The 26,711-nt window shown below is 60.6% G+C and carries 27 protein-coding genes; 13 read left to right on the top strand and 14 right to left on the bottom strand.

From position 1 onward, the window contains the following. Positions 1-27: 27 nt before the first annotated feature. Both ccrA and AN189_RS05535 read right to left on the bottom strand, forming a co-directional pair. Positions 28-1,308, bottom strand: a complete 1,281-nt coding sequence (ccrA, locus tag AN189_RS05540) for a crotonyl-CoA carboxylase/reductase (RefSeq protein WP_056033191.1) — start codon at positions 1,306-1,308, stop codon at positions 28-30. A gap of 116 nt (positions 1,309-1,424) precedes the next feature. Continuing rightward, positions 1,425-2,807, bottom strand: a complete 1,383-nt coding sequence (locus AN189_RS05535) for a 1-acyl-sn-glycerol-3-phosphate acyltransferase (RefSeq protein ID WP_056032344.1) — start codon at positions 2,805-2,807, stop codon at positions 1,425-1,427. A 137-nt stretch (positions 2,808-2,944) separates the two neighbouring features. On the opposite strand from AN189_RS05535, the gene AN189_RS05530 reads away from it, so the two are divergent. Together AN189_RS05530 and AN189_RS05525 are read left to right on the top strand one after the other, a co-directional pair. Then, positions 2,945-4,912: a protein meaA gene (locus AN189_RS05530; RefSeq protein ID WP_056033188.1), complete on the top strand. Its 1,968-nt coding sequence runs from the start codon at positions 2,945-2,947 to the stop codon at positions 4,910-4,912. Between the two features lie 84 nt (positions 4,913-4,996). Further along, entirely contained in the window at positions 4,997-5,317 is a 321-nt protein-coding gene (locus tag AN189_RS05525) for an H-NS family nucleoid-associated regulatory protein (RefSeq protein ID WP_056032342.1), read from the top strand. A 4-nt stretch (positions 5,318-5,321) separates the two neighbouring features. Here AN189_RS05525 and AN189_RS05520 read toward each other — a convergent pair whose 3' ends face one another. After that, a complete protein-coding gene (locus AN189_RS05520; protein WP_056032340.1) occupies positions 5,322-5,840 on the bottom strand; it encodes a DUF4329 domain-containing protein in 519 nt (172 codons plus the stop codon). A gap of 59 nt (positions 5,841-5,899) precedes the next feature. Here AN189_RS05520 and deoD point away from each other — a divergent pair, with 59 nt between their 5' ends. Then, positions 5,900-6,604: a purine-nucleoside phosphorylase gene (deoD, locus tag AN189_RS05515; RefSeq protein WP_056032337.1), complete on the top strand. Its 705-nt coding sequence runs from the start codon at positions 5,900-5,902 to the stop codon at positions 6,602-6,604. On the opposite strand, the gene AN189_RS05510 is transcribed toward deoD, so the two are convergent. From AN189_RS05510 to AN189_RS05465, 10 genes are all read right to left on the bottom strand, one after another. Continuing rightward, a complete protein-coding gene (locus AN189_RS05510) occupies positions 6,601-7,446 on the bottom strand; it encodes a DUF1989 domain-containing protein (protein ID WP_056032333.1) in 846 nt (281 codons plus the stop codon). The genes deoD and AN189_RS05510 overlap by 4 nt on opposite strands. A gap of 89 nt (positions 7,447-7,535) precedes the next feature. Beyond that, on the bottom strand, positions 7,536-8,315 hold the full coding sequence (locus tag AN189_RS05505) for a succinate dehydrogenase iron-sulfur subunit (protein ID WP_056032330.1): 780 nt from the start codon (positions 8,313-8,315) through the stop codon (positions 7,536-7,538). A gap of 47 nt (positions 8,316-8,362) precedes the next feature. Continuing rightward, the gene (locus tag AN189_RS05500; RefSeq protein ID WP_056032327.1) at positions 8,363-8,656 is read right to left on the bottom strand and encodes a hypothetical protein; all 294 of its coding nucleotides are present in this window, start codon (positions 8,654-8,656) and stop codon (positions 8,363-8,365) included. Further along, the gene (gene sdhA / locus AN189_RS05495) at positions 8,656-10,461 is read right to left on the bottom strand and encodes a succinate dehydrogenase flavoprotein subunit (RefSeq protein WP_056032324.1); all 1,806 of its coding nucleotides are present in this window, start codon (positions 10,459-10,461) and stop codon (positions 8,656-8,658) included. The genes AN189_RS05500 and sdhA overlap by 1 nt, the downstream gene beginning before the upstream one ends. 14 nt (positions 10,462-10,475) lie before the next feature. Beyond that, complete coding sequence (gene sdhD / locus AN189_RS05490; RefSeq protein WP_056032320.1) at positions 10,476-10,847, bottom strand: succinate dehydrogenase, hydrophobic membrane anchor protein; 372 nt, start codon at positions 10,845-10,847, stop codon at positions 10,476-10,478. Between the two features lie 12 nt (positions 10,848-10,859). Further along, the gene (gene sdhC, locus AN189_RS05485; protein WP_056032317.1) at positions 10,860-11,243 is read right to left on the bottom strand and encodes a succinate dehydrogenase, cytochrome b556 subunit; all 384 of its coding nucleotides are present in this window, start codon (positions 11,241-11,243) and stop codon (positions 10,860-10,862) included. Between the two features lie 245 nt (positions 11,244-11,488). Next, the gene (locus AN189_RS05480) at positions 11,489-12,514 is read right to left on the bottom strand and encodes a MaoC family dehydratase (protein WP_056032314.1); all 1,026 of its coding nucleotides are present in this window, start codon (positions 12,512-12,514) and stop codon (positions 11,489-11,491) included. Next, a complete protein-coding gene (locus AN189_RS05475; RefSeq protein ID WP_056032311.1) occupies positions 12,511-12,717 on the bottom strand; it encodes a DUF1737 domain-containing protein in 207 nt (68 codons plus the stop codon). Before AN189_RS05475 ends, AN189_RS05480 begins: the two co-directional genes overlap by 4 nt. A gap of 3 nt (positions 12,718-12,720) precedes the next feature. Beyond that, positions 12,721-13,281, bottom strand: a complete 561-nt coding sequence (locus AN189_RS05470; protein ID WP_056032308.1) for an NnrU family protein — start codon at positions 13,279-13,281, stop codon at positions 12,721-12,723. Beyond that, complete coding sequence (locus AN189_RS05465; protein ID WP_056032304.1) at positions 13,278-14,120, bottom strand: CoA ester lyase; 843 nt, start codon at positions 14,118-14,120, stop codon at positions 13,278-13,280. Before AN189_RS05465 ends, AN189_RS05470 begins: the two co-directional genes overlap by 4 nt. A gap of 242 nt (positions 14,121-14,362) precedes the next feature. On the opposite strand from AN189_RS05465, the gene AN189_RS05460 reads away from it, so the two are divergent. Continuing rightward, complete coding sequence (locus AN189_RS05460) at positions 14,363-15,025, top strand: PRC-barrel domain-containing protein (RefSeq protein ID WP_056032302.1); 663 nt, start codon at positions 14,363-14,365, stop codon at positions 15,023-15,025. A 57-nt stretch (positions 15,026-15,082) separates the two neighbouring features. Here AN189_RS05460 and AN189_RS05455 read toward each other — a convergent pair whose 3' ends face one another. Next, positions 15,083-15,838, bottom strand: a complete 756-nt coding sequence (locus AN189_RS05455) for a sulfite exporter TauE/SafE family protein (protein ID WP_056032299.1) — start codon at positions 15,836-15,838, stop codon at positions 15,083-15,085. 136 nt (positions 15,839-15,974) lie between these two features. On the opposite strand from AN189_RS05455, the gene mdh reads away from it, so the two are divergent. The 9 genes from mdh (at position 15,975) to lpdA (ending at position 26,668) form a co-directional block, all read left to right on the top strand. Next, positions 15,975-16,937, top strand: coding sequence for a malate dehydrogenase (mdh, locus tag AN189_RS05450; protein WP_056032298.1), 963 nt, complete (start codon positions 15,975-15,977; stop codon positions 16,935-16,937). 213 nt (positions 16,938-17,150) lie between these two features. After that, on the top strand, positions 17,151-18,344 hold the full coding sequence (sucC, locus tag AN189_RS05445) for an ADP-forming succinate--CoA ligase subunit beta (protein ID WP_056033185.1): 1,194 nt from the start codon (positions 17,151-17,153) through the stop codon (positions 18,342-18,344). A 10-nt stretch (positions 18,345-18,354) separates the two neighbouring features. Beyond that, positions 18,355-19,302 (top strand): hypothetical protein, encoded by a 948-nt coding sequence (locus tag AN189_RS05440; RefSeq protein ID WP_056032295.1) that lies wholly within the window; start codon positions 18,355-18,357, stop codon positions 19,300-19,302. A 20-nt stretch (positions 19,303-19,322) separates the two neighbouring features. After that, a complete protein-coding gene (locus AN189_RS05435) occupies positions 19,323-19,574 on the top strand; it encodes a hypothetical protein (protein ID WP_157057390.1) in 252 nt (83 codons plus the stop codon). A gap of 55 nt (positions 19,575-19,629) precedes the next feature. Beyond that, positions 19,630-20,517, top strand: coding sequence for a succinate--CoA ligase subunit alpha (sucD, locus tag AN189_RS05430; protein WP_056032290.1), 888 nt, complete (start codon positions 19,630-19,632; stop codon positions 20,515-20,517). A 74-nt stretch (positions 20,518-20,591) separates the two neighbouring features. Then, a complete protein-coding gene (locus tag AN189_RS05425) occupies positions 20,592-23,549 on the top strand; it encodes a 2-oxoglutarate dehydrogenase E1 component (protein ID WP_056032288.1) in 2,958 nt (985 codons plus the stop codon). Next, positions 23,549-24,784 carry a 2-oxoglutarate dehydrogenase complex dihydrolipoyllysine-residue succinyltransferase gene (gene odhB, locus AN189_RS05420; RefSeq protein ID WP_056032286.1) on the top strand — a complete coding sequence of 412 codons (1,236 nt, stop codon included), beginning with the start codon at positions 23,549-23,551 and terminating at the stop codon, positions 24,782-24,784. Before AN189_RS05425 ends, odhB begins: the two co-directional genes overlap by 1 nt. A gap of 51 nt (positions 24,785-24,835) precedes the next feature. Continuing rightward, positions 24,836-25,249: an MAPEG family protein gene (locus AN189_RS05415; RefSeq protein ID WP_056032281.1), complete on the top strand. Its 414-nt coding sequence runs from the start codon at positions 24,836-24,838 to the stop codon at positions 25,247-25,249. 30 nt (positions 25,250-25,279) lie between these two features. Then, positions 25,280-26,668, top strand: a complete 1,389-nt coding sequence (lpdA, locus tag AN189_RS05410; protein WP_056032279.1) for a dihydrolipoyl dehydrogenase — start codon at positions 25,280-25,282, stop codon at positions 26,666-26,668. The last annotated feature ends 43 nt before the right edge of the window (positions 26,669-26,711 follow it).

Below are 26,711 nucleotides of genomic sequence, written 5' to 3'. Positions count from 1 at the left end.
CGGACCCTTTCCCTCGTGGTGCAAAACTTACCCGCGCTGTTCGGCGCGTGCATCCTCGACGGTGCGCAGGCCAGCGCGCGGGCTTTGAACCAGAACGGCCATGTTGCCGGGCTTGTGTTCGTTCTTGCGCATCTTGGTGTGGGCGGCGGGGATGTCGTCCCAGCCAAACACCTCTGACATGCATGGATCCAGCCTGCGTTCGATCATCAACTGGTTCGCGGCAGATGCCTGCTTGAGGTTGGCAAAATGGCTGCCTTGCAGACGTTTCTGGTGCATCCACATGTAGCGCACATCGAATGTCAGGTTATAGCCGGTGGTGCCTGCGCAGATCACGACCATACCGCCACGTTTGCACACAAAGGTGGACACCGGGAACGTCGCCTCGCCGGGGTGTTCGAACACCATGTCGACGTTCACCCCCTTGCCGGTGATGTCCCAGATCGCCTTGCCAAACTTGCGCGTTTCGGCAAACCATTCCTTGTATTCGGGCGTGTTGACCGTGGGCATCTGGCCCCAGCAGTTGAAATCGTTGCGGTTCAGTACGCCCTTTGCGCCCAGCGACATGACGAAATCACGTTTGGATTCGTCCGAAATCACGCCGATTGCGTTGGCACCTGCCGTGTTGATCAGCTGGATCGCATAGGACCCCAGACCGCCCGACGCCCCCCAGACCAGAACGTTCTGACCCGGCTTCAGCTCGTGCGGGTGGTGGCCGAACAGCATCCGGTAGGCCGTGGCCAGCGTCAGCGTATAGCAGGCGGCCTCTTCCCATGTCAGATGCTTGGGGCGCAGCATCAGCTGCTGCGACTGCACGCAGGTGAACTGGGCAAAGCTGCCGTCAGGTGTCTCGTATCCCCAGATGCGCTGGCTGGGGCTGTCCATCGGATCGCCGCCGTTGCAATGTTCGTCGTCGCCGTCGTCCTGATTGCAGTGAATCACCACCTCGTCGCCGACTTTCCAGCGTTTGACCTTGTCGCCCACGGCCCAGACAATCCCCGAGGCGTCGGACCCCGCGATGTGATAATCCGCCTTGTGCACGTCGAACGGGCTGAGGGGAATGCCGAGGCCGGCCCAGATCCCGTTGTAGTTAACGCCTGCGGCCATCACCATGACCAGCACTTCGTTGCTGTCAGGCTTGGGCACGTCAACGACTTCGATCTCGAATGCCTTGTCGGGTTCGCCGTGACGCTCGCGCCGGATCGTCCACGCATACATCTGGTCCGGCACGTGGCCGAGAGGCGGCAACTGGCCGACCTCGTAGAGTGTCTTTTCCGCCGCCGCTTCGGTTGCGCTTCGATCTAGGGCCATGTCCGTCTCCATCGCGATGATCCACCAATTCGCTGCACCGCAGTACCGGCGCAGGAATTGTTTATGCGGTTGCAGCGTAACTATGCAACCCCCATATCGCTATTTTTGTAATTTAATTACGTGACGGATTTTTGTGGTCCTTCGGTCGGAAAGTGATGCGCGATGCTTGCGGCATAATACGGCAGGACCTCTTGCCCCGCCGGCGTGATCTCGATCCGGCCGCCAACCTCTTGCAGCAGACCCCGATTGCCCAATCGACGCAGCGTATCCTCGACCAGTTCTGCAGCGGACCGACGGGGCAGCGGCATGTCCTGTTCTGCCAAGGCCGCAAGGCAGTCCCGTGCCCGGCCCAGTAGCGCCTCACGATCCAATCCCGGTGTTTCCAGCAACAGGCGCGCGACCAGCGGCGTTGCCAGGACAGGAACCACCTGACGCACACGTTCCATCAGTTCATTGGCGACCGCCTCGGTCGGATCGCCTGTCACCTCTTTCAGAAACAACGACAGCTCCAATGGCTGCCCGAACCCGACGGATGCTGTCCCGAATGTATCGAACCGCCGCGTCAGCCGCGCCCACAGATGCGATGACACGCCGCGCAGCACCGTCGATGCAGGCGGACGAAACCTGCGATTGCCCCTCTTGTGGGCGCGAATCAGAAACTGATCCTCGATGGTGCGGTCATAGTTCAGACCGACCGGGATAAAGATCACGTCCCGCCCGCCGGGTTTGTAATTGGTGACGATATAGCTCAGCAGGCCCAGCTTTGCTGGCCGGACCTCGCCTGTCAGGGACAGGCCGCCCTCGGGGAACATCGCTTGTGTCACACCATTATCCGTCGCCATCTGCACATAGCGCGCCAGCACCCGACGATACAGATTGCCCCGCGACCTGCGCCGGATGAAATAGGCCCCCAGCGCGCGGATCAGGGCAGACAACGGCCAGACCCGCGCCCATTCACCCACCGCATAGGACAATGCCCCCGCCCTGCTGACCAGATAGGTCACCAGCACATAATCCATGTTCGACCGATGGTTCATGACAAAGATGATGGTCGCATTCGGGTCGAGCGATTCGAGTTCCTGACGGGGGAATGTTGCGATCCGCACGCGGTAGAGAGAGTTCGACAGCCAGCGCGCGATCCGCATCCCGAAACTGAAATAGGCAGTGGCGGAAAACCCCGGCACGATCTCGCGCGCGTATTTCTGTGCCTTTTCGAAGGCGACGTTTTCGGGCGTGTTTTCTTCGCGGGCGTATTCGACGATCGCAGCCGTCACCTCTGGGTCATAGATCAGACGCTGGATCATGTCGTGCCGCCGGGCCAGCTTGAACGGCTCGATCGGACGGGCAAGTCGCTGATTCAATCGCGCGATGACACGTTCGGCCCGCTTGCGGAAAAACCAGCGCACCGAGGGAAACAGAAAATGCGACGCAAAGGTGACCCCGGCGAAAATCAGGATTAGCCCAAAAGCCCAGAATGGTAAGGTCACCGGTTGCGTCATGCGCCATTGGTGGCAGGGAATCCGGCTCACGACAATGGGAACACGGTAGATGCTGCGACGCGGCATCTTGACGTTGTAGCAAAGTGTCCTCTATTCAGTTCATTACGAAATTTTGTTGCGCGATGATCGGAGCCGTGATGACCGAGACCATGAAAGACCGCCCCTGGCTATTCCGGACCTATGCGGGTCATTCCACGGCCAAGGCATCCAACGCGCTGTATCGCGGCAACCTTGCAAAGGGTCAGACGGGCCTGTCGGTCGCATTCGACCTGCCGACCCAGACCGGATACGACAGCGACCATGAGTTGAGCCAGGGCGAAGTCGGCAAGGTCGGCGTGCCCGTCTGTCACCTGGGCGACATGCGCGCATTGTTCGACGCCATTCCGCTGGAACAGATGAACACCTCGATGACGATCAACGCGACGGCCCCGTGGTTGCTGGCGCTGTATATTGCAGTGGCCGAAGAACAGGGCGCCGATATCAGCGCGCTGCAGGGGACCGTGCAGAACGACATCATCAAGGAATATTTGTCGCGCGGCACCTACATCTGTCCGCCAGAAGCATCGTTGCGCATGATTACCGACGTGGCGGCTTATACGCGCGCGCATTTGCCGAAATGGAATCCGATGAATATCTGTTCCTATCATTTGCAAGAGGCTGGCGCGACACCAGAAGAAGAATTGTCATTCGCGCTTGCAACCGCAACGGCAGTGCTGGACGATTTGCGCGACAAGGTGTCCGAGGCGGACTTTCCGGAAATGGTCGGGCGAATCTCCTTTTTCGTGAATGCCGGAATTCGATTCGTGACAGAGTTGTGCAAGATGCGCGCCTTTGTCGAACTGTGGGACGAAATCTGTCGTGACCGCTATGGAGTCGAGGACGCGAAATACCGCAGGTTCCGCTATGGCGTGCAGGTAAACTCGCTTGGCCTGACCGAACAGCAGCCCGAAAACAACGTCTATCGCATCCTGATCGAAATGCTGGCCGTGACATTGTCCAAGAACGCCCGCGCGCGCGCCGTGCAATTGCCCGCGTGGAATGAGGCCCTGGGCCTGCCCCGGCCATGGGACCAGCAGTGGTCGTTGCGGATGCAGCAGATCCTGGCCTATGAAACCGACCTTTTGGAATACGAGGATCTGTTCGACGGAAACCCCGCAATCGAACGCAAGGTGGAAACCCTCAAGCAGGGCGCACGCGCAGAGCTTGCGCAGATCGACGCGATGGGCGGCGCGGTCAAGGCGATCGGCTACATGAAAAACCGCCTTGTCGAAAGCAACGCAGCACGGATTCGCGGCATCGAAAGCGGTCACACCACCGTCGTCGGCGTGAACAAATGGCAGGCGGGCGAACCGTCACCCCTGACCGCTGGCGAAGACGCGATCATGGTTGCGGATGCCGCGGCAGAGGCGGATCAACTGACGCGGCTGGCGGCCTGGAAACAGGACCGCGACCCTGCCGCTGTGGAACAGGCGATCGCCGCGCTGCGGGCTGCCGCCCGCGATGGCAGCAACATGATGCCGCCGTCGATCCAGGCTGCAAAAGCAGGGGTCACAACCGGCGAATGGGCAGGTATCCTGCGCGAGGTCTTCGGCCAGTTCCGTGGGCCGACGGGGGTCGCGCGTGCGCCGTCCAACCAGACCGAAGGATTGGACGATCTGCGCGCCCGCGTCGATGCGGTGTCATCCACCCTGGGGCGAAGGCTGAAATTCATGATCGGCAAGCCTGGGCTGGATGGTCATTCCAACGGGGCCGAACAGATTGCCGCACGCGCCCGCGATTGCGGCATGGACATCGCCTATGAGGGTATTCGCCTGTCCCCCGACGCGCTGGTCGCCGCGGCAAAGCAGGACGATCCGCATGTGATCGGTTTGTCAATTCTTTCGGGTTCGCACATCCCACTGATTGCGACATTCATGGAAAAGATGCGCGAAAACGGCCTGTCCCACATTCCGGTCGTCGCCGGGGGCATTATTCCGGACGAGGACGCAGTGCGGTTATTGGAAATGGGGATCGCCAAAGTCTATACGCCAAAGGACTTTGAATTGAATAGAATAATGGACGATATTGTAACACTGGTTAATCCCACGGCTGTCGCTGCCGAATAATACAACTTGATTTCATCCCCTCGTTAATGCGAATGCTCTGCGATAACGCGTTTGGAAAACAAACGTTCATATAGGAGCGTCTTCATGACCATTAACCTGAACGAAATGTCGCGCAAGGAACTCGAAAAACTGCGCAAGGATGTCGACAAGGCCCTTAAATCCATCGAAGGCCGCGAGCTGAAAATGGCCCAGGAAGCTGCTGCCAAGGCAGCCGCGGAATATGGTTTCACACTGGCCGACCTGTCGAGTTTGCCGGGTGCGAAACGCGCGGCTTCAACGAAATCAGCGCCGAAATATCGCAACCCGAACGATGCGACGCAAACCTGGACCGGCAAAGGCCGTCAGCCAGACTGGTTCAAGACCGCTATCGCGGCCGGAACCGATCCGTCCACGCTGGAAATCTGATCTTTCAGCGTTGCAAGGCGCGCCGGAGATCCTCGTAGGTATAACCATCGAGGATCTCGCCGCTTGATCCCTTGCGAAAATCGGGGGCGACGGGCAGACAGCCCAACCCACACATCAGATGCACGCTGCGGTTACGCCCAGACACATACCACAGCCGCCCGCCGGGGGTTGAAACGTAGCCGTCCAGATAAAAATCGGCGTCCCCTTCGACATCCATCAGACTGGGCAATTCATTGAAATAGCCCGGATCATAGGCCCCGTGCGTGTGATAGGATGCGGTCACTGCCAGATCAGGTGGAAATGGGGCTGAACAGCTATCAATCGTCCCCTTTTCCGGTCGGCTGGCAACCAGGTCGCCGTCGGCATCGTATCCCAGAAACCCACAGTATTCGCGCCGTTCGGCGAAAGACACCGCTTGCAGGTCGGCGAGTGTCCGTTCGGCCAGGGCCAGCTCATCCAGGTCCTGCGCTGCGAGCGAGGTCAGCGGCAGGCCCATCAAAATGATCTTCAGCAGGTGCCGCATCGCTTTTCTTTCGCCGTGGTTTCGACCAATACTAGCGTCAAATTGCAAAGGAAGAACCCATGACACCTCACATTGCCGCCAAGCCTGGCGATATCGCTGAAACCGTCTTGATGCCCGGCGATCCCTACCGCGCGAAATGGGCGGCAGAAACCTATCTGACCGACGCCGTCTGCATCAACGAGGTCCGGGGCATGCTGGGCTTTACCGGGATGTGGAACGGAAACCGCGTCACGATCATGGGGTCCGGCATGGGCATGCCATCCATGTCGATCTACGCCAACGAACTGATGAAGGACTACGGCGCGCAGACCATCATCCGCATCGGAAGCTGCGGCGGCATGCAGGACAACGTCAAGGTCCGCGACGTCGTGCTTGCCATGACGGCCACATCGACAGGCACGCCATCATCGACGATCTTTCGTGAAATCGACTATGCGCCAGTGTGCGATTTCGGGCTGTTGCAGGCCGCCTATGCCGCGTCGCAAAAGCGTGACACGCCGACCCATGTCGGCAGCATCTATTCGTCCGACACGTTTTACGCGGAACGCAACGACCTGACCGAACAGATGATCCGCCACGGGGTTCTGGCCGTCGAAATGGAAGCGGCTGAACTGTACATTCTGGCAGCCCGCTACAAGCGCCGGGCGCTGGCAGTCATGACCGTGTCCGATCACATCATCACGGGCGAATCACTGCCCAGCGACCAGCGGGAACGCACGTTCGGCGATATGGTGGAAATCGCGCTCGAGGCCGCCTTCGCCTAACGCCCGTGACTGCGGTCGTATGAATTCAGCGGCGGCTCCGACCAAGGGGCCGCCTCTTTTGTGTCCAACACCTGCATATCAAGGGGATGGCAGACCGCGACATCGGATGAATGTTGCGCACTGCAATCGCCGCCCGGACAGGCGGACAACACCGCCAGCAGGTCGATCTCGGCCATCAGATCCAGATAATCCCCGGCGCGGACCGGGCTTGCCTTCATGAAATACTGGCCAGTGTCTGCGGTGAAACCGGTGCACATGAACACGTTCAGCACATCATGGACATGCGGTTCGGCCTCGACCAGCGACAGGCCGGATGCATCCGACAAGGCGCGGGTCAGGTTGGAATGGCAGCAGTGATGATACTGCGCCCCGCCCAGCAGATTGGCCGTGTAGGGATCGCAGCGCGTGCCGATCACATCGTGAACCGCGCCGCCGAAGGCATCGCGCCCGTACCACCCCAGACTGTCCGCCACGATGGTCGCGATAGGCCGCAAATACGGAAAACAGGACCAAAGCCGATCCCCGGTCGTCACATGCGACCCGTGCAGGGCCCGCGTCTTTCCTGAATAGAAACGTTCGGACAGGTCATGCGCGTTGAACAGGTTCAAATCACCAACCTGCGGACCATCGGGACACAGGATGCGCAGCACCTGCCCCGCCCGCACCCGCACAAAACCCGCATCGCGCGGTGGCACCCGCACGGTGTCCACGACCTGCATCGGCTGATGCGCGCGGTCCAATGCGGGTTGCGGCACGGGCAACGCATCATTGGGATAGCAAATCACCGGCGGCACTGCGCGGCGTGCGTCGGCATCCTCTGGCGGCATGTCATTCACAGTCATCCTCGCACCTCTCATTTGTCGTCGCGCCAAATGAAAACGCCGTCCCAGTCATGGGACGGCGTTTCTGCACCTACGTCATACAGAGCAAATCAAACGATCCGCTCGACCATCATGTGCTTGATTTCCGCAATCGCCTTGGCGGGGTTCAGACCCTTGGGGCAGGTTTTCGCACAGTTCATGATGGTGTGGCAGCGATACAGTTTGAACGGATCCTCGAGGTCGTCCAGACGCTCGCCTGTTGCCTCATCACGGCTGTCAACGATCCAGCGGTGTGCCGCCAAGAGCGCCGCCGGGCCAAGGTAGCGGTCCGAATTCCACCAATAGCTGGGGCAGGACGTCGAACAGCAGGCGCACATGATGCACTCATACCGACCATCCAGTTTCTCGCGGTCCTCGATAGACTGCTTCCATTCCTTGGCGGGCGCGTTTGTCTTGGTTTCCAGCCAGGGCATGATGCTGGCGTGCTGCGCGTAGAAATGCGTCAGGTCCGGGATCAGGTCCTTGACCACGGGCATATGCGGCAGCGGATAAATCTTGATGTCGCCCTTGGCCTCGTCCAGGCCAGAGATACAGGCCAGCGTGTTCACGCCGTCGATGTTCATGGCACAGGACCCGCAGATCCCCTCGCGGCAGGACCGGCGAAAGGTCAGCGTGGGGTCTATGTCTGTCTTGATCTTGATCAGGGCATCCAGGACCATCGGGCCGCAGTTGTCCAGATCGACGTAATAGGTGTCCAGACGCGGGTTTTTGCCATCGTCGGGGTTCCAGCGATAGACCTGCACCTTCTTGGTGTTGGTTGCACCCTCGGGCTTGGGCCATGTCTTGCCCGTCACCATGCGGCTGTTCTTGGGAAGCGTCAGTTCGACCATGTCTCAGACCTTTCGTCGGTGGGCGGATCGCCCGTCAAAGCGTGCCCTCAGCGGGCGGTATAAGGCGTCAGCGGTGCAGCACCGCTGAGCCGTGTGTAACATTCGGCATAGACCGTCGCAGGATCACGGCCGCGCAGGAAATCATCCGTCACGCCAATGGCGATTCCCGTCTGTACGCCCCGCGAACTGGACACGCCGATCGCGACCTGGCCTGTCGGCCCAGCGGCAGAGGCCGCCTGATCGGCACAGCGCGCCTCGATCTGCTGGATCGTCAGCGGTGCCGGTGGCCCGCAGGCCACCAGCACCGACAGTGCGATCAGGCTGATCCCGCGCAGCACCATCAGTAGACGCGCTTTTTCGGCGCGATCTTGGCCATGTCGATCCCGCCTTCGTCTTGGGTCGTCAGCGGATCGAGGTGGACCGGGCGATAATACAGGTCGGTCTTGTTGCCCGTGACCTTTGCCAGCGAATGCTTGCGCCAGTTGGTATCGTCACGCTCGGGGTAATCCTCGTGCGCATGTGCGCCGCGGCTTTCCTTGCGGGCCTCGGCAGAAACGATGGTCGCCAACGCATTTGGCATCAGGTTGGTCAGTTCCAGCGTTTCCATCAGGTCGCTATTCCAGACCATGCTGCGGTCCGTGACGTGCAGGTCATCCAGTTTCGCGGCAATGCCGGTCATGGTTTCCACGCCCTCGGCCAATGTCTTGTCCGTGCGGAATACGGCGGCATCGGCCTGCATGGCGTTTTGCATTTCCAGACGCAGCTCTGCGGTGGGGGTGCCACCGCTGGCGTGGCGCAGCCCGTCGAAACGATCGAACGCAGCATCGACCGATGCCTTGTTCAGGGGCGCGTTCGGCGTGTCGGGATCGACGACCTTGCCGGCGCGGATGGCAGCCGCACGACCAAACACCACGAGGTCGATCAGGCTGTTGGACCCAAGACGGTTCGCCCCGTGGACCGACGCACAGCCCGCCTCGCCCACGGCCATCAGGCCCGGCACGATGGCATCGGGGTTTTCCGCGGTCGGGTTCAGCACCTCGCCCCAATAGTTCGTGGGGATACCGCCCATGTTGTAGTGCACGGTCGGCTGCACGGGGATCGGTTCCTTGGTCAGGTCGACCCCGGCAAAGATGCGTGCGGATTCAGTGATACCCGGCAGACGCAGGTCCAGCGTTTCGGGCGGCAGGTGGTTCAGGTTCAGGTGGATGTGGTCCTTTTTCGGACCGACACCGCGACCCTCACGGATTTCCATCGTCATGCAACGGCTGACCACGTCACGGGACGCAAGGTCCTTGTAGGTGGGCGCATAGCGTTCCATGAACCGCTCGCCTTCGGAGTTGGTGAGGTAACCGCCCTCGCCGCGCGCGCCCTCTGTGATCAGGCAGCCTGCGCCGTAGATACCGGTGGGGTGGAACTGCACGAATTCCATGTCCTGCAGCGGCAGACCCTGACGGGCAACCATGCCGCCACCGTCGCCGGTGCAGGTATGGGCGGATGTCGCGCTGAAATAGGCACGGCCATAGCCGCCCGTCGCAAGCACCGTGGTCTTGGCGTTAAAGACATGCATCGTGCCGTCGTCAAGTTTCCACGCGACAACGCCCTGACACACACCGTCCTCGGACATGATCAGATCGGTCGCAAAATACTCGATATAGAACTCGGCCTTTTGCTTGAGCGATTGACCATAGAGCGTATGCAGGATGGCGTGCCCGGTGCGGTCGGCAGCCGCACAGGTGCGCTGCACGGGTGGGCCTTCACCGAATTCCGTGGTGTGACCGCCAAAGGGACGTTGATAGATTTCGCCCTTTTCGGTGCGCGAAAATGGCACGCCGTAGTGTTCCAGCTCGTACACGGCCTTGGGTGCCTCACGCGCGAGGTATTCCATGGCGTCGGTGTCGCCCAGCCAGTCGGACCCTTTGACGGTGTCGTACATGTGCCACTGCCAATGGTCGGGACCCATGTTGGACAAGGACGCCGCGATGCCGCCCTGGGCCGCAACGGTGTGTGAGCGGGTCGGAAACACCTTGGAAATGCAGGCCGTTTTCAGGCCCTGTTCCGCCAGACCCAGCGTCGCACGCAGGCCAGACCCACCAGCGCCGATGACGATGGCATCAAAGTTGTGGGTTTCGTAATCGTAAGCAGCCATTGGTCAGCTCCGGTTCAAAGTGCGAGACGCACGACGGCGAAAACACCGGCGGCGGCAGCAGCATAGCAAAGACAGATCATCGCAATGATCAGCGGTGTTTTCAGTGCGCCATGAATGTAATCTTCGATCAGCGTCTGCACACCACCGCGAAAGTGAAAGAAACTGACCGCGATGGTCAGTGCCGCGATCACGGACGGGAACGGGCGCTGATAATAGGCGACGACATCTGCGTAGGGCGCGCCGTAGATTGCGCCAAACGTGAATACGAAACACGGGATCAGGATCAGCAAAGCGACGGAAGATACCGTCATGAACCAGTGATGCTGGGTGCCGGATTTGGCGGACCCCATGCCGGTGGCGCGTTTACGGTCGGTCAAATATGCCATTGCTCGGCCCCCTTACAGCACGATGACGGTGAAGATGGTCAAGAGCACGGCGATCAGCACCATAGCCTGACCGGCCGTTTCGGCCTTGTCGATTTCCAGAAGATAGCCCTGATCCCAGATCAGGTGACGCAGACCGGCCAGCGTGTGATACCAAAGCGCTGCCATCGACAGGAACATGACCAGATCACCGAACCAGCTGGTCATGAAACCGTCAGCGGTTGCGAATGCATCCGGGCCGGACGCGGCCGCGACAAACCACCAGACGATCATCAGGCTGGCGACCAGCAGCGCGTTGCCTGTGATCCGGGTAAAGATGGACGTCATCGACGTCCACTGCGGACGATAGATCGTCAAATGCGGTGAAAGCGGGCGATTGCCCTGCTTGGCATCGGCCATAAGATTTCCCTTCGGTTCCCTTGGGCGCCGGGGCGAGCGGCGCATTTGTCCGTTATCTGCACCATTCCATACAGGAAGTCACGGAAATCATCCCCGGAATCACGCGTGAAATTGACGCGTCGGGCGAAATCCTGCGTTTCGTGATCACAAAATTTCAAAGCGTGATCACAACCGGTCACGGGTTGATGTAACCCTGCAGAAACCGCGCGATACCGGACAAGCGAGTCGCCCGCACTCCCAGCCGATCAGACCGGCATCAGCGCCCAGTAATCCAGATCCAGCAAGACATCCGTCAGGTATTTGCCCTCGGCATCGCGCAACGCACCTGTCGCACCTTTGGTGGCGACCAGACGCAGGCGGATGGCACCAACACCGGGGGCCGCCGTGTCGGCAATGTCCAGCACCTCGGACCATGCTCGAACGGTATCGCCGGCAAAGCAGGGGTTCGCATGGGCACCGCCGTTCAGCGCGACGATCATCTGCGCATTGGCCAATCCGTTGAACGACAGTGCACGGGCCAGGCTGATGACATGCCCACCATAGATCAGGCGTTTCCCATCCGGGCGGTTGGTGGCATCGAAATGCACCTTGGCCGTGTTCTGCCACAGCCGGGTGGCCAGCATGTGTTCGGCCTCTTCGATGGTGACACCATCGACGTGGTCGATCACCTCGCCGATCGCATAATCGCGCAAGCGATGCGGCTCGCCTGCCAGCTCAAAGTCATAGGCGCTGAAATCAAGGCCCGCCGGGATCACCAGTTCATCGGCCCCCACAGCGTCCATCAGTTTCGGGATCACGGTTTCCGGCGCAGGCCCGTCACCACGTTTGCGCACCATCACCCAGCGGACGTAGGACAGCAGTTCGTCGCCATGCTGATTGCGCCCCGTGGTGCGAACCCAGACAACGCCGCTTTTGCCGTTGGAGTTTTGCTTGACCCCGATAACCTCTGACGTGGCGGTGATCGTGTCACCGGGCCAGAGCGGTGTCAGCCAGCGACCTTCGGCATAACCGAGGTTGGCAACCGCATTCAGCGATACATCGGGGACTGTCTTGCCGAACACCGTATGAAAGGTGACCAGATCATCCAGCGGGCTGAACGGCAGACCGCAGGATTGCGCGAATGTATCGGCCGAATGCAGCGCGTGCCGGGCGGGATACAGCGCATGATACAACGCGCGTTCACCCATCTTGATGGTGCGCGGCACCGCATGGGTGATGACGTCACCCACGCGATAATCCTCGAAAAACCGCCCGGCGTTGGTTTTGGTCATTGCTGGCCCAGCTTCATGTCGGGATCGTAATCGGCGCTGATGTCCTTGGTGACGGCCTGACCACAGCGCATCACGCCATTGGCATGATCAAAGGCATAGGTCGGCGTGCCATACAGCTCCCACCCTTTGGACAGGGCATCGGACACCTTGTGGCAGAACGCGGATGTGTCGTCTTCGGTCAGCAGTCGATAAAGTTTTGTCATGTCTTATCCGAACGGGTTGTAGCCAAGCAGGATGTGGATTGCCGCGACGATCGCATAGATGACGATGGCGGCGACGATGGGAATGAATTCCTTGCGCGCGCTGCGGTGCGGTGGCGGGGTCCATTCCGGTTCGGCCCGGTTGATCAGGACGATTTCGGCCAGCGCCCAGACCAGCAACCCGCCGAACAACACGAACGACGGCACATCACCGTTGACCAGCAGATGCGCCACGGCCCAGATCGAAAAACCGATCAACTGCGGATGGCGGATCTTGCGACCCAGCCAGACGCGCGGCTTGCCGGGTTTGGGCGCACCGACCGCATAGATATAGAACGCCACCAACATCAGCAGGTTGTTCACGCCGGTGGACCAGCCAGCGCGCCCCCAATAGACCGCGCCGTCAGCAGCCCGGTAGCCGATCACCATCAAGACGACGGACGCGATGATCGCCAGGGCCGCAAACAGACGCCCTCGGTCGCCCATATCTGCCCGCGTTCCCGGGCTGACCCGTTTCCAGGTATGCGCCGCAACCCACAAAAGCAGGCCCAGAATAAGTAATGTCATGTCGTCTCCAATGCGGTGATGGCCTCTGCCTTGGCCAAGGTCGCCCGCGCGGTGACGATATGCAAGTTCTCAACGATGCGACCGTCCACGACGGCAACACCCTGTCCCGCGGCAGCCGCCGCGTCAAAGGCCGCGATCTGACGCCGGGCCAGATCAATATCCGCCTCTGACGGACCAAAGACCCGGTTGGCGATGTCCAGCTGCGCAGGATGGATCAGGGATTTGCCATCGAACCCCATGGCGCGACCGTCGGTGCATTCTGCCTGCAACCCTTCATCATCCTTGAACGCGTTGAATACACCGTCAATCGCCGTGATTCCCGCCGCACGCGCCGCCAGCAGGCAATGTTGCAGCGCGGTGCGCATGCCGTCGCGGGTTTGCGCGGCCAGATCCTTGGCCAGATCATTGGTGCCCATCACGATCCCGGCCAATCGGGGATGCGCGCAGATGGTTTGCGCATTCAGGACGCCCAAAGGCGTTTCCATCATCGCCCACAGCGGCACATCACCCACGACATCCGCAACCGCATCCAGATCGGCAGGGCTGTCGACCTTGGGGATCAGGACACCATCGCAGGGCATGCCCGCAGCGGCCCGGGCATCATCCTGGCCCCATTCGGTGTCAAAGCCGTTGATCCGCACCAGCGTCATCCGTGCACCATATCCGCCCTGTTCCAATGCTGCGCGCAGGGTGTCGCGCGCTGCGACCTTGGCGTCGGGTGAAACCGCATCCTCGAGGTCGAACAGGATCACGTCGCAGGGCAGGTCACGCGCCTTGTCCAGCGCGCGCGGCTTTGACCCGGGGATATAGAGTGCGGAACGGGTGGGACGATGGCGCATGCGGCCTCCATGTAACAAAGTTGCGCGCACAAGGCCAAATTCAGACGAATTGTTCAAGCCATTTTTCACCCCACGGAACCGGGCCGATTTCCGCACATGCCATGGGTCAGAACCGGCGGAATGCGGCGTGATGCAAAAATATTGTGACCAATCGACGCAACCAATTCCGACCTGCGCCGTTGAGTGACCAGAGGCGGACGGAGCAACCGATCGCCAAATAAAACTAAAGCAAGGTACTGAAAATGAAAAAGTTTCTCGCAACCACCGCTATCGCTCTTGTCGTGTCCAACGGCGCATTCGCAGCCAGCCACGAGGCAGAAACCGACACCATGGCACCTGCCGCCGAAGGCACCATGACCGACGAAATGCAATCCGGCGACACGATGATGGACACCGATTCCACCACCGAAATGGACACCGCAGAGCCCGTTGAGGACGCAGCGGAAGAAACCATGGACGCAGCCGGCGAAACGATGGATGCCGCAGGCGAAACCATGGACGAGACCATGGATGCAGCCGAACAGAACATGGAAGACACCGCTGACAACGTCGATGCGACCATGGAAGAGACAGCCGATGACATGACGGCCATGTCACCGCTGGACGGCTACACCCAGCTGATGAATGCTGACGTGACAGCCGAACAGCTGACAGATGCAGCCGTCTTTGGCACCAACGACGAAGAAATCGGCGAGATCAGCGACCTGATCGTCAGCGATGACGGCATGATCCAGCAGGTCGTCATCGAAGTCGGCGGCTTCCTTGGTCTGGGTGAAAAGGCCGTCGCGGTCGATTTTGCCGACGTGACCATCATGCAGGAAACCGATGGCGACGATATCCGCGCGTCGATCCCGCAGACCGAAGAGCAGCTGGAAGAACTGCCCGAGTATGAAGCCGAGATGTAATCTCTTTTTATACCGGAACATTGGCCGCTCCCCTTGGGGGCGGCCTTTTTTATTTCGTCAGGTCAGTGAAAGCCAGATCAGCCTGATCCCGGTCAGTGTCAGCGCGACATAGGTGATCCCGAAAAACAGTCTTTCGGATACGAAATAATGCGCCCGCACACCCAGCCACGCCCCCAGCAGTGCAACCGGTGCCAATATCAGGTCGGCCAGCAGGCTTTGCGCGGTAAAAATGCCCAGGAATCCATAGGGCACGAACTTCATCAGGTTTATGGCCCAGAATACGATCACACTGGTCGCCTGATACCGCGTCTTGTCCATGCCCATGCCCAGCGTGAATACCGCCACAGGCGGCCCGCCTGCATGACTGACGAAACTGGTAAAACCCGCGACCGATCCAGCGACCCAGGCCCAACCCCGCGAAAACGCGAAATTTGGGATGTTCAGCACGCCAGCAGCACGCGCCCATTGATAGGCAACAAACGCCAGGCAGATGACCCCGATCAGGATGCGGAAGCTGTCCGCATTCACGAATGAATAGATCACCGCCCCCAAGGCCACCCCCGGCACGGCCCCGACGATCAGCCCGCGCGCCGACGGACCATCCCATTTGCGCCAGTAAGGGCGCAGCGACGCAGCATCGATCAACATCAGCAAGGGCAACATCACGCCCAGCGCCAAGCCCGGGTCGACCAGCAGTGCCAACACGGCTGCCGAAACAAAGGCGGCACCCGATCCGAACCCTGCCTTGGAAATTCCGGCGAACAGCACGGCAGGCACTGCGACGACATAAAACATCGGGTCGAGCGGGGTCATGAAACGCTTTCACACAGGGGATTTTCAAATTGTTAGCGACGAAAGCACGCATTGACCATGACCGTCGCACTTGCAGGCTGACCACCAAAGGACTAACCCAACGCCCAAGTTTAACTTGCTAGACAGGAACCATTCCATGGCCAGACCCAAGATTGCACTGATCGGCGCCGGACAGATCGGCGGCACACTCGCCCACCTCGCAGCGGTTAAGGAACTGGGCGACGTCGTCCTGTTCGACATCGCCGAGGGCGCACCGCAGGGCAAGGCGCTGGATATCGCCGAATCCGGTCCTTCGGGCAAATTCGACGGTTCCTTCAAGGGCACGAATGACTACGCCGATATCGCTGGCGCAGATGTCTGCATCGTGACCGCCGGCGTGCCGCGCAAGCCGGGCATGAGCCGCGACGACCTGCTGGGCATCAACCTCAAGGTCATGAAGGCCGTGGGCGAAGGCATCAAGGAACACGCCCCCGATGCATTCGTCATCTGCATCACCAACCCGCTGGATGCGATGGTCTGGGCACTGCGCGAATTCAGCGGCCTGCCCCACAACAAGGTCTGCGGCATGGCCGGTGTGCTCGACAGCGCCCGCTTCCGCCACTTCCTCGCCGAGGAATTCAAGGTCTCGATGCGCGATGTGACTGCATTCGTGCTGGGTGGCCACGGCGACACGATGGTGCCGCTGACACGCTATTCCACCGTTGCAGGCATCCCCCTGCCCGATCTGGTCGACATGGGCTGGACCACCCAGGACAAGCTGGACGCCATCGTGCAGCGCACCCGTGACGGCGGCGCGGAAATCGTCGGCCTGCTGAAAACCGGATCAGCGTTCTACGCGCCCGCCACGTCAGCCATCGAAATGGCCGAATCGTTCCTCAAGGACCAAAAGCGCGTCCTGCCCTGTGCGGCACATGTCGATGGGGCCTACGGCCTCGACGGGTTCTATGTCGGTGTGCCGACTGTCATCGGTGCAGGCGGTGTCGAACGCGTCGTGGAAATCAAGATGAACAAGGAAGAGCAGGCGATGTTCGACAAATCCGTCGACGCGGTGAAGGGCCTTGTGTCCGCCTGCAAGGAAATCGATCCTTCGCTCGCCTGATCACACAGGATTGCACGGTTGAAAAAGGGCGCCCCGCGGGGCGCCCTTTGTCGTTTCAGAACGGATCACCGTGAACAAAATGTGTCTTGTGATCACACGCGATATTACTGTGATCACAAATGTCGGTTTTCCGCTGCATCCCGGCAAGTGTTCTTTTTTTCAACCCTGAAATATGCAATCCCGCTGCAAACTGATCCACACGAAGGACGCGCCATGAACATCCACGAATACCAGGCCAAGGCCCTGCTGCGCCAATACGGTGCCCCGGTCAGCGACGGCCGCGCCGTCACCCGCGCCGAAGAGGCGAAAACCGCCGCAGGCGAACTGGACGGACCGCTGTGGGTCGTCAAGGCGCAGATCCACGCTGGTGGTCGCGGCAAGGGCAAATTCAAGGAATCCGACGCCGGTGATGCTGGCGGCGTGCGTCTTGCCAAATCCGTCGAAGAAGCCGCAGAACAGGCCAAGAAAATGCTGGGCCGCACGCTGGTCACGCATCAGACCGGCCCCGCAGGCAAGGTCGTGAACCGCATCTACATCGAGGACGGCTCTGGCATCGAAACCGAACTCTACCTTGCGCTGTTGGTTGATCGCCAGACCAGCCGCATCGGGTTCGTCTGTTCCACCGAAGGTGGCATGGACATCGAAGAAGTGGCCGAAAACACCCCCGAAAAGATCCTGAATTTCACCGTCGATCCCGCAACCGGCTATCAGCCGTTCCACGGCCGTCGCGTTGCATTCGCGCTGGGACTGACCGGTGGTCAGGTCAAGCAATGCGTTCAGCTGATGGGTCAGCTGTACAAGGCATTCGTCGAAAAAGACATGGAAATGCTGGAAATCAACCCGCTGATCGTGACCGACAAGGGCGATCTGAAGGTGCTGGATGCCAAGGTCAGCTTTGACGGAAACGCGGTCTACCGCCACGCGGACATCGCCGCCCTGCGCGACGAAACCGAAGAAGACCCCAAGGAACTGGCCGCCAGCAAATACGACCTGAACTATATCGCGCTGGACGGTGAAATCGGCTGCATGGTCAACGGCGCCGGCCTTGCGATGGCGACGATGGACATCATCAAGCTGTATGGCGCAGAGCCTGCGAACTTTCTCGACGTGGGCGGCGGTGCGACCAAGGAAAAGGTCACCGAGGCCTTCAAGATCATCACCTCTGACCCCAACGTCAAAGGCATTCTGGTCAACATCTTTGGCGGCATCATGCGCTGCGATGTCATCGCAGAGGGCGTTGTATCCGCCGTCAAGGAAGTGGGCCTCAAGGTTCCGCTGGTCGTCCGCCTCGAAGGCACCAACGTCGAAAAGGGCAAGGAGATCATCAACAACTCCGGCCTTGACGTGATTGCTGCCGACGACCTCAAGGACGGCGCGCAAAAGATCGTCAAAGCGGTCAAGGGCTGAGGCAAGAGCGATGGACGTCGTCGCCCACATCGGCATCCCCAAGACTGGATCGTCCGCGATCCAGTCAATGCTGCGCAGCAATCGCGCGGCATTGGAACGCCAGGGCGTCGTCTATCGCAATTTCTCGTCCCAACTCAGCCATGCGGAATTTCTGATAGCGGGCCATCATCTGGTTGGCGTTCCGATCAAGGATCAGGGCATTCGTGCCCTGTTCAACCTGCGTGGACCGGATGATTATGCGCGTGTCACGCACCAGCTCGAGGCCGATCTGGACAAGGTGATCGCCGACCACCCCGACAAGCAATTGCTGATCTCCTGCGAGATGTTGGGCTGGCCGATGCGCGGGCCACGGTTCATCCAATCCTTTACCAACTGGCTCAAGGCGCGGTTCACGACGGTGCGGGTCATCGTCTACCTGCGGGCGCAAGACAGCTGGATCTTGTCGAACTATTCGCAGCAGTTGAAAAACGGCAGCGCCGAGACGTTCGATGCCTATCTGGCCCGTCAAAAGGTGCCTGATTACGCTGTGTTCCTGACGCGTTGGGAACGTGCGGTGGGTGCTGATGCCGTCACCGTTCGCCTATTTGATCGCGCACGGCTGCGGGGCGGTGATCTGGGTCAGGATTTCTGCGCCGCCCTGGGTGTCACCCTGCCCGACACCCAAGAAGCCCCCACCCGCAATGCGACCTTGTCAGCCCGTGGCAGCCGCTGGATGCGCAGGTTGAACGCCCTGTCCGGTGGGCTGGGCAACAGCCGTCCGGGGTTCGCGATCATGCGCGTGTTGCGGCGCGGCCTGATCGCCTGCGATCTGGGTGATGGTGGGCGCTTGCGCCTGACCGATGCACAGCGGGAAACGCTGCTGGCCCAGACCGGCCCCGGCAATGCCGCAGTCCGCAATCGCTGGTTCCCGCAGCTCGACAGGCTGTTCCCGACCATGCCCGAAACAGTGACGCCATGACCTACCCCGAAAGGACGACCATGACGAAAATCCTTGCCCCGATATGTGCGATTGCACTTTTGTCGGCGTGCAGCGGTGCGGGCCTTGACGTTCGGACCGGGCCGCAGGCGGCCGCACCATCCGGCGATACCGGAAGGTTTGCGGCCACAACTGACATGACCACGCCGACGCAAGTCATCATCGCAGCGCCGTTGACGGCAATGCGATCAACGTCCGAAACCCCAGCCGATGTGACGGGCGGACAGATCCCGACCGCGACGGCGTTCAACTAACTTTCAACACGACAGACCAGATGGCGAAGCCTTCGTCATGCTAAAGAGGTAAAAAATGGCCATTCTCGTAGACGAAAACACCCGCGTGATCTGCCAGGGCCTGACCGGCTCTCAGGGGACGTTCCACACTGAACAGGCAATCGCCTACGGCACCAAGATGGTCGGCGGCGTTACCCCCGGCAAAGGCGGCCAGACACATCTGGACCTGCCCGTGTTCGATTCCGTGCACGAGGCCCGCGCCCGCACAGAGGCGAACGCCTCTGTCATCTACGTCCCGCCGCCCTTTGCTGCCGATTCCATCCTCGAGGCGATCGACGCCGAAATGGAACTGATCATCTGCATCACCGAAGGCATCCCGGTGCTGGACATGATGCGCGTGAAAAAGGCGCTGGAAGGGTCGAAATCCCGTCTGATCGGGCCGAACTGCCCCGGCGTGATCACGCCTGACGCCTGCAAGATCGGCATCATGCCCGGCCACATCCACAAACGTGGGTCCGTCGGTGTTGTGTCGCGCTCGGGCACACTTACATACGAGGCTGTGAAACAGACATCCGACAGCGGCCTTGGCCAGTCCACAGCAGTGGGCATCGGCGGTGACCCCATCAAGGGAACCGAGCATATCGACGTGCTGGAAATGTTCCTGGCTGACCCCGAAACCCATTCGATCATCATGATCGGTGAAATCGGCGGTTCCGCCGAAGAAGAAGCCGCACAGTTCCTGGCAGACGAACGCAAGGCCGGTCGCTGGAAGCCCACCGCCGGTTTCATCGCCGGGCGCACCGCACCTCCGGGCCGTCGCATGGGCCATGCCGGTGCCATCGTCGCCGGCGGCAAGGGTGACGCGGAATCCAAGATCGAAGCGATGAAATCCGCCGGTATCGTGGTTGCCGACAGCCCCGCCACGCTGGGTGAGGCCGTCCTGGCCGCAATCGACAAGAACTAAATTTAGCCGGGCAGGCCAATGGCCTGCCCATTCAACTGTGGCGGGATCAGCCCGTCCGACCGTCAGGTGATCAGATGAACGACCAGTCCCCCAACGACGTTTTCCACGGGTCCAGCTTCTTGCAGGGCCATAATGCCGAATATGTCGAACAGCTGTACGCACGCTATGCCGACAATCCGGCAGCGGTCGACGAAAGCTGGCACGCGTTTTTCAAATCCCTTGGCGACGCCCCCGCTGATGCCAAGGCCGAAGCCGCAGGCGCAAGCTGGAACCGCATGGACTGGCCGCCGGTGCCGAACGATGACCTGACAGCTGCGCTTGATGGTCAGTGGGCGCAGGAACCTGCCGCCGCCGCCAAAAAGATCGAGGCAAAAGCCGCTGAAAAGGGTGTGGGCCTGTCCCAGACACAGGTGCGCAATGCTGTGCTGGATAGCCTGCGCGCGCTGATGCTGATCCGCGCATACCGTATTCGCGGCCACCTGATCGCCGATCTGGACCCGCTGGGCATGCGCGAACAGACGCCGCATCCCGAACTCGATCCCGCATCCTATGGCTTTACCAAGGCTGACATGGATCGCCCGATTTTCATCGACAACGTGCTTGGCCTCGAAGTGGCCACCATGAACGAGATCATGGCGATCGTGAAACGCACCTATTGCGGCACCTTTGCGCTGCAGTACATGCATATCTCGAACCCGGACGAGGCCGCCTGGCTGAAGGAACGCATCGAAGGTCTGGGCAAGGAAATCACCTTTACCCAGAACGGCCGCAAGGCGATCCTGAACAAGCTGGTCGAGGCAGAGGGTTTCGAAAAATTCCTGCACGTCAAATACATGGGCACCAAGCGGTTTGGTCTGGACGGCGGTGAATCCCTGATCCCTGCGATGGAACAGATCATCAAACGCGGCGGCCAGCTGGGGCTGGAGGAAATCGTCATCGGCATGCCGCACCGCGGCCGCCTGTCCGTCCTCGCCAACGTCATGAGCAAACCCTACCGCGCGATTTTCAACGAATTCCAGGGCGGCAGCTTCAAGCCCGAAGAGGTCGAAGGCTCTGGCGACGTGAAATATCACCTCGGCGCATCCAGCGACCGGGAATTCGACGGGAATTCGGTTCACCTGTCGTTGACCGCGAACCCCAGCCACCTCGAGGCGGTGAACCCGGTCGTGCTGGGCAAGGTCCGCGCCAAGCAGGACGAAAAGAAAGACACCGAACGGACCAAGGTCATGGCCGTGCTGCTGCATGGTGACGCGGCCTTTGCCGGGCAGGGTGTCGTGGCCGAGGGTTTCCAGCTGTCAGGCATTCGCGGTCACCGCACGGGCGGCACCATGCATATCGTGGTGAATAACCAGATCGGTTTCACGACCTCGCCGCATTTCTCGCGCACTTCGCCCTATCCCACCGACATCGCGCTTATGGTCGAGGCCCCGATTTTCCACGTCAACGGCGATGACCCCGAGGCCGTGGTGCACGCCGCCCGCGTCGCGACCGAGTTCCGTCAGAAGTTCCACAAGGACGTGGTGCTGGACATCATCTGCTACCGCCGGTTCGGTCACAACGAAGGCGACGAGCCGATGTTCACCAACCCGGTGATGTACAAGAAAATCAAGAAGCAAAAGACGACGCTGACGCTTTACACGGATCGACTGGTCAAGGACGGCCTGATCCCCGAAGGCGAGATCGACGAAATGAAGGCCGCATTCCAGGCCACGCTGAACGAAGAGTTCGAGGCCGGCAAGGAATACAAGCCCAACAAGGCCGACTGGCTGGACGGCCGTTGGTCAGGTCTGGCGCGTGACAAGGACAACTATCAGCGCGGTCAGACCGCAATCGCACCGGAAACAATGGCAGAAATCGGTAGCGCCTTGATCAAGGCACCCGATGGATTCGCCACGCACAAGACGATCGACCGCCTGCTCAAGGCAAAAGCCGAAATGTTCGAGACCGGCAAAGGGTTCGACTGGGCAACCGGCGAGGCCTTGGCATTCGGTTCGCTGCTGACCGAAGGCTATCCCGTGCGTCTGGCCGGTCAGGACAGCACGCGCGGCACGTTCAGCCAGCGTCATTCCGCGTTGATCGATCAGAACACCGAGGACCGCTATTACCCGCTCAACAACATCCGCGATGGGCAGGCCAACTACGAAGTCATCGATTCCATGCTGTCGGAATATGCCGTGCTTGGTTTCGAATACGGCTATTCACTGGCCGAACCGAACACCCTGACCCTGTGGGAAGCGCAGTTTGGCGATTTTGCCAACGGCGCGCAGATCATGTTCGACCAGTTCATCAGTTCCGGCGAGGCCAAGTGGCTGCGGATGTCCGGGCTCGTCTGCCTGATGCCGCATGGTTACGAAGGCCAGGGACCGGAACATTCCAGCGCGCGTCTGGAACGGTTCTTGCAGATGTGCGGCAATGACAACTGGATCGTCGCAAACTGCACCACGCCCGCAAACTATTTCCACCTGCTGCGGCGTCAGATCCATCGTAGCTTCCGCAAACCGCTGATGCTGATGACGCCGAAATCGCTGTTGCGGCACAAGATGGCCGTGTCCGACGCCGAGGATTTCACGACAGGTTCGTCGTTCCACCGCGTCCTTTGGGATGACGCCGAAAAGGGTCATTCCGACACCAAACTGGTGGCAGATGACAAGATCAAGCGCGTCGTGATGTGTTCCGGCAAGGTCTATTACGATCTGCTCGAGGCACGCGACGAGGCCGGGATCGACGACATCTATCTGCTGCGGTTCGAACAGTTCTACCCCTTCCCCGCGCAATCGGCGGTCAAGGAACTGGAACGATTCAAGGACGCCGAAATGATCTGGTGTCAGGAAGAACCCAAGAACCAGGGGGCATGGACCTTTATGGAACCCAACCTTGACTGGTGCCTGACGCGCATCAACGCCAAGCATACGCGCCCGACCTACGTGGGCCGCGCCACATCCGCCAGCCCGGCCACGGGTCTGGCCAGCCAACACAAATCGACACAGGCGGCGCTTGTCGCCGAAGCCCTGAACCTCAAAGGAGCCAAGTAATGAGCACCGAAGTCCGCGTACCCACCCTTGGCGAATCCGTGACCGAAGCGACGGTCGCCACGTGGTTCAAGCAACCCGGCGATGCCGTGGCCGTTGACGAGATGCTGTGCGAGCTGGAAACTGACAAGGTCACGGTCGAGGTCCCCTCGCCCGTCGCCGGCACCCTGTCTGAAATCGTCGCCGCCGAAGGCGATACCGTCGGTGTCGACGCCCTGCTGGCCCAGATCAGCGAAGGCGAAGCAGCCAGCACCAAATCGGATGCCCCCAAGGCAGAGGCAAAGGCAGACGACACCAAATCGGATCAGGTCGACGACAGCTATACCGGCGACGCCCCTGCCCCCGCCGGAAACCGCACCGATACCGAAGACGCACCCTCCGCCAAAAAGCTGATGGCCGAAAAAGGTCTGTCGGCGGATGACGTGACCGGCACCGGCAAGGACGGTCGCATCATGAAAGGCGACGTGCTGGACGCGCTGTCCAAGCCGCAGGCCGCATCCGCGCCCGCACCTGCCGCACCGCGCCCTGCTGCACAGGCCGACCGCGAGGAACGGGTCAAGATGACGCGCCTGCGCCAGACCATCGCGCGCCGCCTCAAGGACAGCCAGAACACCGCGGCCATGCTGACGACCTATAACGAGGTCGACATGACGGCGGTCATGGACCTGCGCAATGAATACAAGGACCTGTTCTTAAAAAAGCACGGCGTAAAGCTTGGCTTTATGTCCTTTTTCACCAAGGCCTGCGTCCATGCGCTGCACGAGGTGCCAGAGGTCAACGCCGAAATCGACGGCACCGACGTTGTCTACAAGAACTATGTCAACATGGGCATCGCCGCCGGCACGCCGACCGGCCTCGTCGTGCCGGTCATCAATGACGCCGACCAGATGTCCTTTGCCGCCATCGAAAAGGCGATTGCCGAAAAGGGCGCAAAGGCGCGCGACGGCAAGCTGTCGATGGCCGAAATGCAGGGCGGCACCTTCACCATCTCCAACGGCGGTGTCTATGGGTCGCTGATGTCCTCGCCGATCCTGAACCCCCCGCAGTCCGGCATCCTCGGCATGCATAAAATCCAGGACCGTCCGATGGCCATCAACGGTCAGGTCGTGATCCGCCCGATGATGTATCTGGCCCTGTCCTACGACCACCGCATCGTCGACGGCAAAGGGGCCGTGACCTTCCTCGTCCGCGTCAAAGAGGCGCTCGAGGATCCGCGCCGGCTGTTGATGGACCTGTAAACCAACTGACCGCCGCGCCCAGCGCGGCGGTCTATGTCAAAGGACACCCCCATGACCCCCGAAATCACGGTCCTGGCCCTCGCAGGTATCCTCCAAGCGGTGCAATTCGCGCTGGTCTCGATCCGCGCCAACATCGAATTGCCAGCAGGCAAGACGATGGGCCCGCGCGATCCGGACCGCCTGGGCAAGCCCATCACCGAACAGGTCAGCCCGAAAACCGGCCGCCTGTTTCGTGCGCTGAACAACCATTTCGAGGGGTTGATCCTGTTTACGCTCGCCGTGGTGGTTGTCACGCTTGCCGACCGTGCCACGGGGTTTTCCGCGATCTGCGCCTGGACCTATCTGGCGGCACGCATCGCCTATGTTCCCGCGTATTACTTTGGACTCGTCCCGTGGCGGTCGATCATCTGGATGATCGGCTTTCTGGCGACGAACCTCATGCTACTGTCTGTTTTCGTCGTCTAGACGCAAACCCCACAATCTACGGAGGCCCTCATGGCCAGCTATGACGTCATCATCATCGGTTCCGGCCCCGGCGGCTATGTCTCGGCCATTCGCTGCGCGCAACTGGGCCTGAAAACCGCCTGCGTCGAAGGCCGCGATACGCTGGGCGGCACCTGCCTGAACGTCGGTTGCATCCCGTCCAAGGCGCTGCTGCACGCAACCCACATGCTGCACGAGGCAGAGCACAACTTTGCCGACATGGGCCTCAAGGGCAAAACGCCGTCTGTCGATTGGGACGCCATGCTGGCCTACAAGGACAAAACCGTGGGCCAGAATACCGGCGGCATCGAATTTCTGTTCAAGAAGAACAAGGTCGACTGGCTCAAGGGCTGGGGCAGCATCCCCGAGGCAGGCAAGGTCAAGGTCGGTGACGAGGTCCACGAGGCCAAGCACATCATCATCGCCACCGGGTCCGAACCGGCCCCGCTGAAAGGTGTCGAGGTCGACGAGGAAACCGTCGTCACATCGACCGGCGCGCTGAAGCTGAAGAAAATCCCCAAGTCGCTGGTGGTGATCGGTGGCGGCGTCATCGGGCTCGAGCTGGGCAGCGTCTATGCGCGTCTGGGATCAGAGGTGACGGTCGTCGAATACCTCGACGCGATCACCCCCGGTCAGGATGCAGAGGTCGCCCGCCAGTTCCAGAAACTGCTGACCAAGCAGGGGATCAAGTTCGTGCTGGGTGCAGCCGTCCAGGGCGTCACCGTCAAGAACAAGAAGGCGACCGTCAGCTACAAGATGCGCAAGGACGACGCAGAGGCTGAAATCACGGCGGACACGGTCCTGCTGGCGACCGGCAGACGCCCCTTTACCGACGGTCTTGGACTGTCGGATCTGGGTGTCGCCCTGTCGGATCGCGGCCAGATCGAGGTCGACGGCAGCTACAAGACCAACGTCGATGGCATCTACGCCATCGGCGATGCGATCAAGGGCCCGATGCTGGCCCACAAGGCCGAAGACGAAGGCATGGCCGTTGCCGAAATGCTCGCCGGTCAGAAACCGCATGTGAACTACAACGTGATCCCCGGCGTGATCTACACCCACCCCGAAGTCGGGAGTGTCGGCGAAACCGAGGAAACCCTGAAAAAGGCCGGTCGCGCCTACAAGGTCGGCAAGTTTCCGTTTCTGGGCAACGCACGGGCCAAGGCGAACCACGCAGGCGATGGTTTCGTGAAAATCCTCGCGGACAAGGAAACGGACCGCATCCTTGGCGCGCATATCATCGGGCCGATGGCGGGTGACCTGATTCACGAAATCTGTGTCGCCATGGAATTCGGCGCCGCAGCCGAGGATCTGGCCCGGACCTGCCACGCGCATCCGACCTATTCAGAGGCCGTGCGCGAGGCAGCACTGGCCTGTGGCGATGGTGCCATCCACGCTTGAAACACCTGTCGGCCCCCGGACCATATCCGGAGGCCGCGCTGTT

This window comes from Loktanella sp. 3ANDIMAR09 (assembly GCF_001420005.1).
Classification (GTDB): Bacteria; Pseudomonadota; Alphaproteobacteria; order Rhodobacterales; family Rhodobacteraceae; genus Loktanella.
The sequence above is the reverse complement of the archived record's forward strand: the minus strand, read 5'-3'. Positions and strand labels throughout refer to the sequence as shown.

What these genes read in the sequence shown, in the direction of transcription:
- sdhA (WP_056032324.1), bottom strand. Translation starts at nt 10,461, where the DNA reads ATGGCTGCTTACGATTACGAAACCCACAACTTTGATGCCATCGTCATC.
- AN189_RS05470 (WP_056032308.1), bottom strand. Translation starts at nt 13,281, where the DNA reads ATGACATTACTTATTCTGGGCCTGCTTTTGTGGGTTGCGGCGCATACC.
- lpdA (WP_056032279.1), top strand. Translation starts at nt 25,280, where the DNA reads ATGGCCAGCTATGACGTCATCATCATCGGTTCCGGCCCCGGCGGCTAT.
- deoD (WP_056032337.1), top strand. Translation starts at nt 5,900, where the DNA reads ATGACACCTCACATTGCCGCCAAGCCTGGCGATATCGCTGAAACCGTC.
- AN189_RS05415 (WP_056032281.1), top strand. Translation starts at nt 24,836, where the DNA reads ATGACCCCCGAAATCACGGTCCTGGCCCTCGCAGGTATCCTCCAAGCG.
- AN189_RS05455 (WP_056032299.1), bottom strand. Translation starts at nt 15,838, where the DNA reads ATGACCCCGCTCGACCCGATGTTTTATGTCGTCGCAGTGCCTGCCGTG.
- sdhC (WP_056032317.1), bottom strand. Translation starts at nt 11,243, where the DNA reads ATGGCCGATGCCAAGCAGGGCAATCGCCCGCTTTCACCGCATTTGACG.
- odhB (WP_056032286.1), top strand. Translation starts at nt 23,549, where the DNA reads ATGAGCACCGAAGTCCGCGTACCCACCCTTGGCGAATCCGTGACCGAA.
- sucC (WP_056033185.1), top strand. Translation starts at nt 17,151, where the DNA reads ATGAACATCCACGAATACCAGGCCAAGGCCCTGCTGCGCCAATACGGT.
- sdhD (WP_056032320.1), bottom strand. Translation starts at nt 10,847, where the DNA reads ATGGCATATTTGACCGACCGTAAACGCGCCACCGGCATGGGGTCCGCC.
- ccrA (WP_056033191.1), bottom strand. Translation starts at nt 1,308, where the DNA reads ATGGCCCTAGATCGAAGCGCAACCGAAGCGGCGGCGGAAAAGACACTC.
- AN189_RS05525 (WP_056032342.1), top strand. Translation starts at nt 4,997, where the DNA reads ATGACCATTAACCTGAACGAAATGTCGCGCAAGGAACTCGAAAAACTG.
- AN189_RS05500 (WP_056032327.1), bottom strand. Translation starts at nt 8,656, where the DNA reads ATGGTGCTGCGCGGGATCAGCCTGATCGCACTGTCGGTGCTGGTGGCC.
- AN189_RS05425 (WP_056032288.1), top strand. Translation starts at nt 20,592, where the DNA reads ATGAACGACCAGTCCCCCAACGACGTTTTCCACGGGTCCAGCTTCTTG.
- AN189_RS05465 (WP_056032304.1), bottom strand. Translation starts at nt 14,120, where the DNA reads ATGCGCCATCGTCCCACCCGTTCCGCACTCTATATCCCCGGGTCAAAG.
- AN189_RS05435 (WP_157057390.1), top strand. Translation starts at nt 19,323, where the DNA reads ATGACGAAAATCCTTGCCCCGATATGTGCGATTGCACTTTTGTCGGCG.
- AN189_RS05480 (WP_056032314.1), bottom strand. Translation starts at nt 12,514, where the DNA reads ATGACCAAAACCAACGCCGGGCGGTTTTTCGAGGATTATCGCGTGGGT.
- AN189_RS05505 (WP_056032330.1), bottom strand. Translation starts at nt 8,315, where the DNA reads ATGGTCGAACTGACGCTTCCCAAGAACAGCCGCATGGTGACGGGCAAG.
- AN189_RS05475 (WP_056032311.1), bottom strand. Translation starts at nt 12,717, where the DNA reads ATGACAAAACTTTATCGACTGCTGACCGAAGACGACACATCCGCGTTC.
- mdh (WP_056032298.1), top strand. Translation starts at nt 15,975, where the DNA reads ATGGCCAGACCCAAGATTGCACTGATCGGCGCCGGACAGATCGGCGGC.
- AN189_RS05510 (WP_056032333.1), bottom strand. Translation starts at nt 7,446, where the DNA reads ATGACTGTGAATGACATGCCGCCAGAGGATGCCGACGCACGCCGCGCA.
- AN189_RS05535 (WP_056032344.1), bottom strand. Translation starts at nt 2,807, where the DNA reads ATGACGCAACCGGTGACCTTACCATTCTGGGCTTTTGGGCTAATCCTG.
- AN189_RS05530 (WP_056033188.1), top strand. Translation starts at nt 2,945, where the DNA reads ATGACCGAGACCATGAAAGACCGCCCCTGGCTATTCCGGACCTATGCG.
- AN189_RS05440 (WP_056032295.1), top strand. Translation starts at nt 18,355, where the DNA reads ATGGACGTCGTCGCCCACATCGGCATCCCCAAGACTGGATCGTCCGCG.
- AN189_RS05520 (WP_056032340.1), bottom strand. Translation starts at nt 5,840, where the DNA reads ATGCGGCACCTGCTGAAGATCATTTTGATGGGCCTGCCGCTGACCTCG.
- sucD (WP_056032290.1), top strand. Translation starts at nt 19,630, where the DNA reads ATGGCCATTCTCGTAGACGAAAACACCCGCGTGATCTGCCAGGGCCTG.
- AN189_RS05460 (WP_056032302.1), top strand. Translation starts at nt 14,363, where the DNA reads ATGAAAAAGTTTCTCGCAACCACCGCTATCGCTCTTGTCGTGTCCAAC.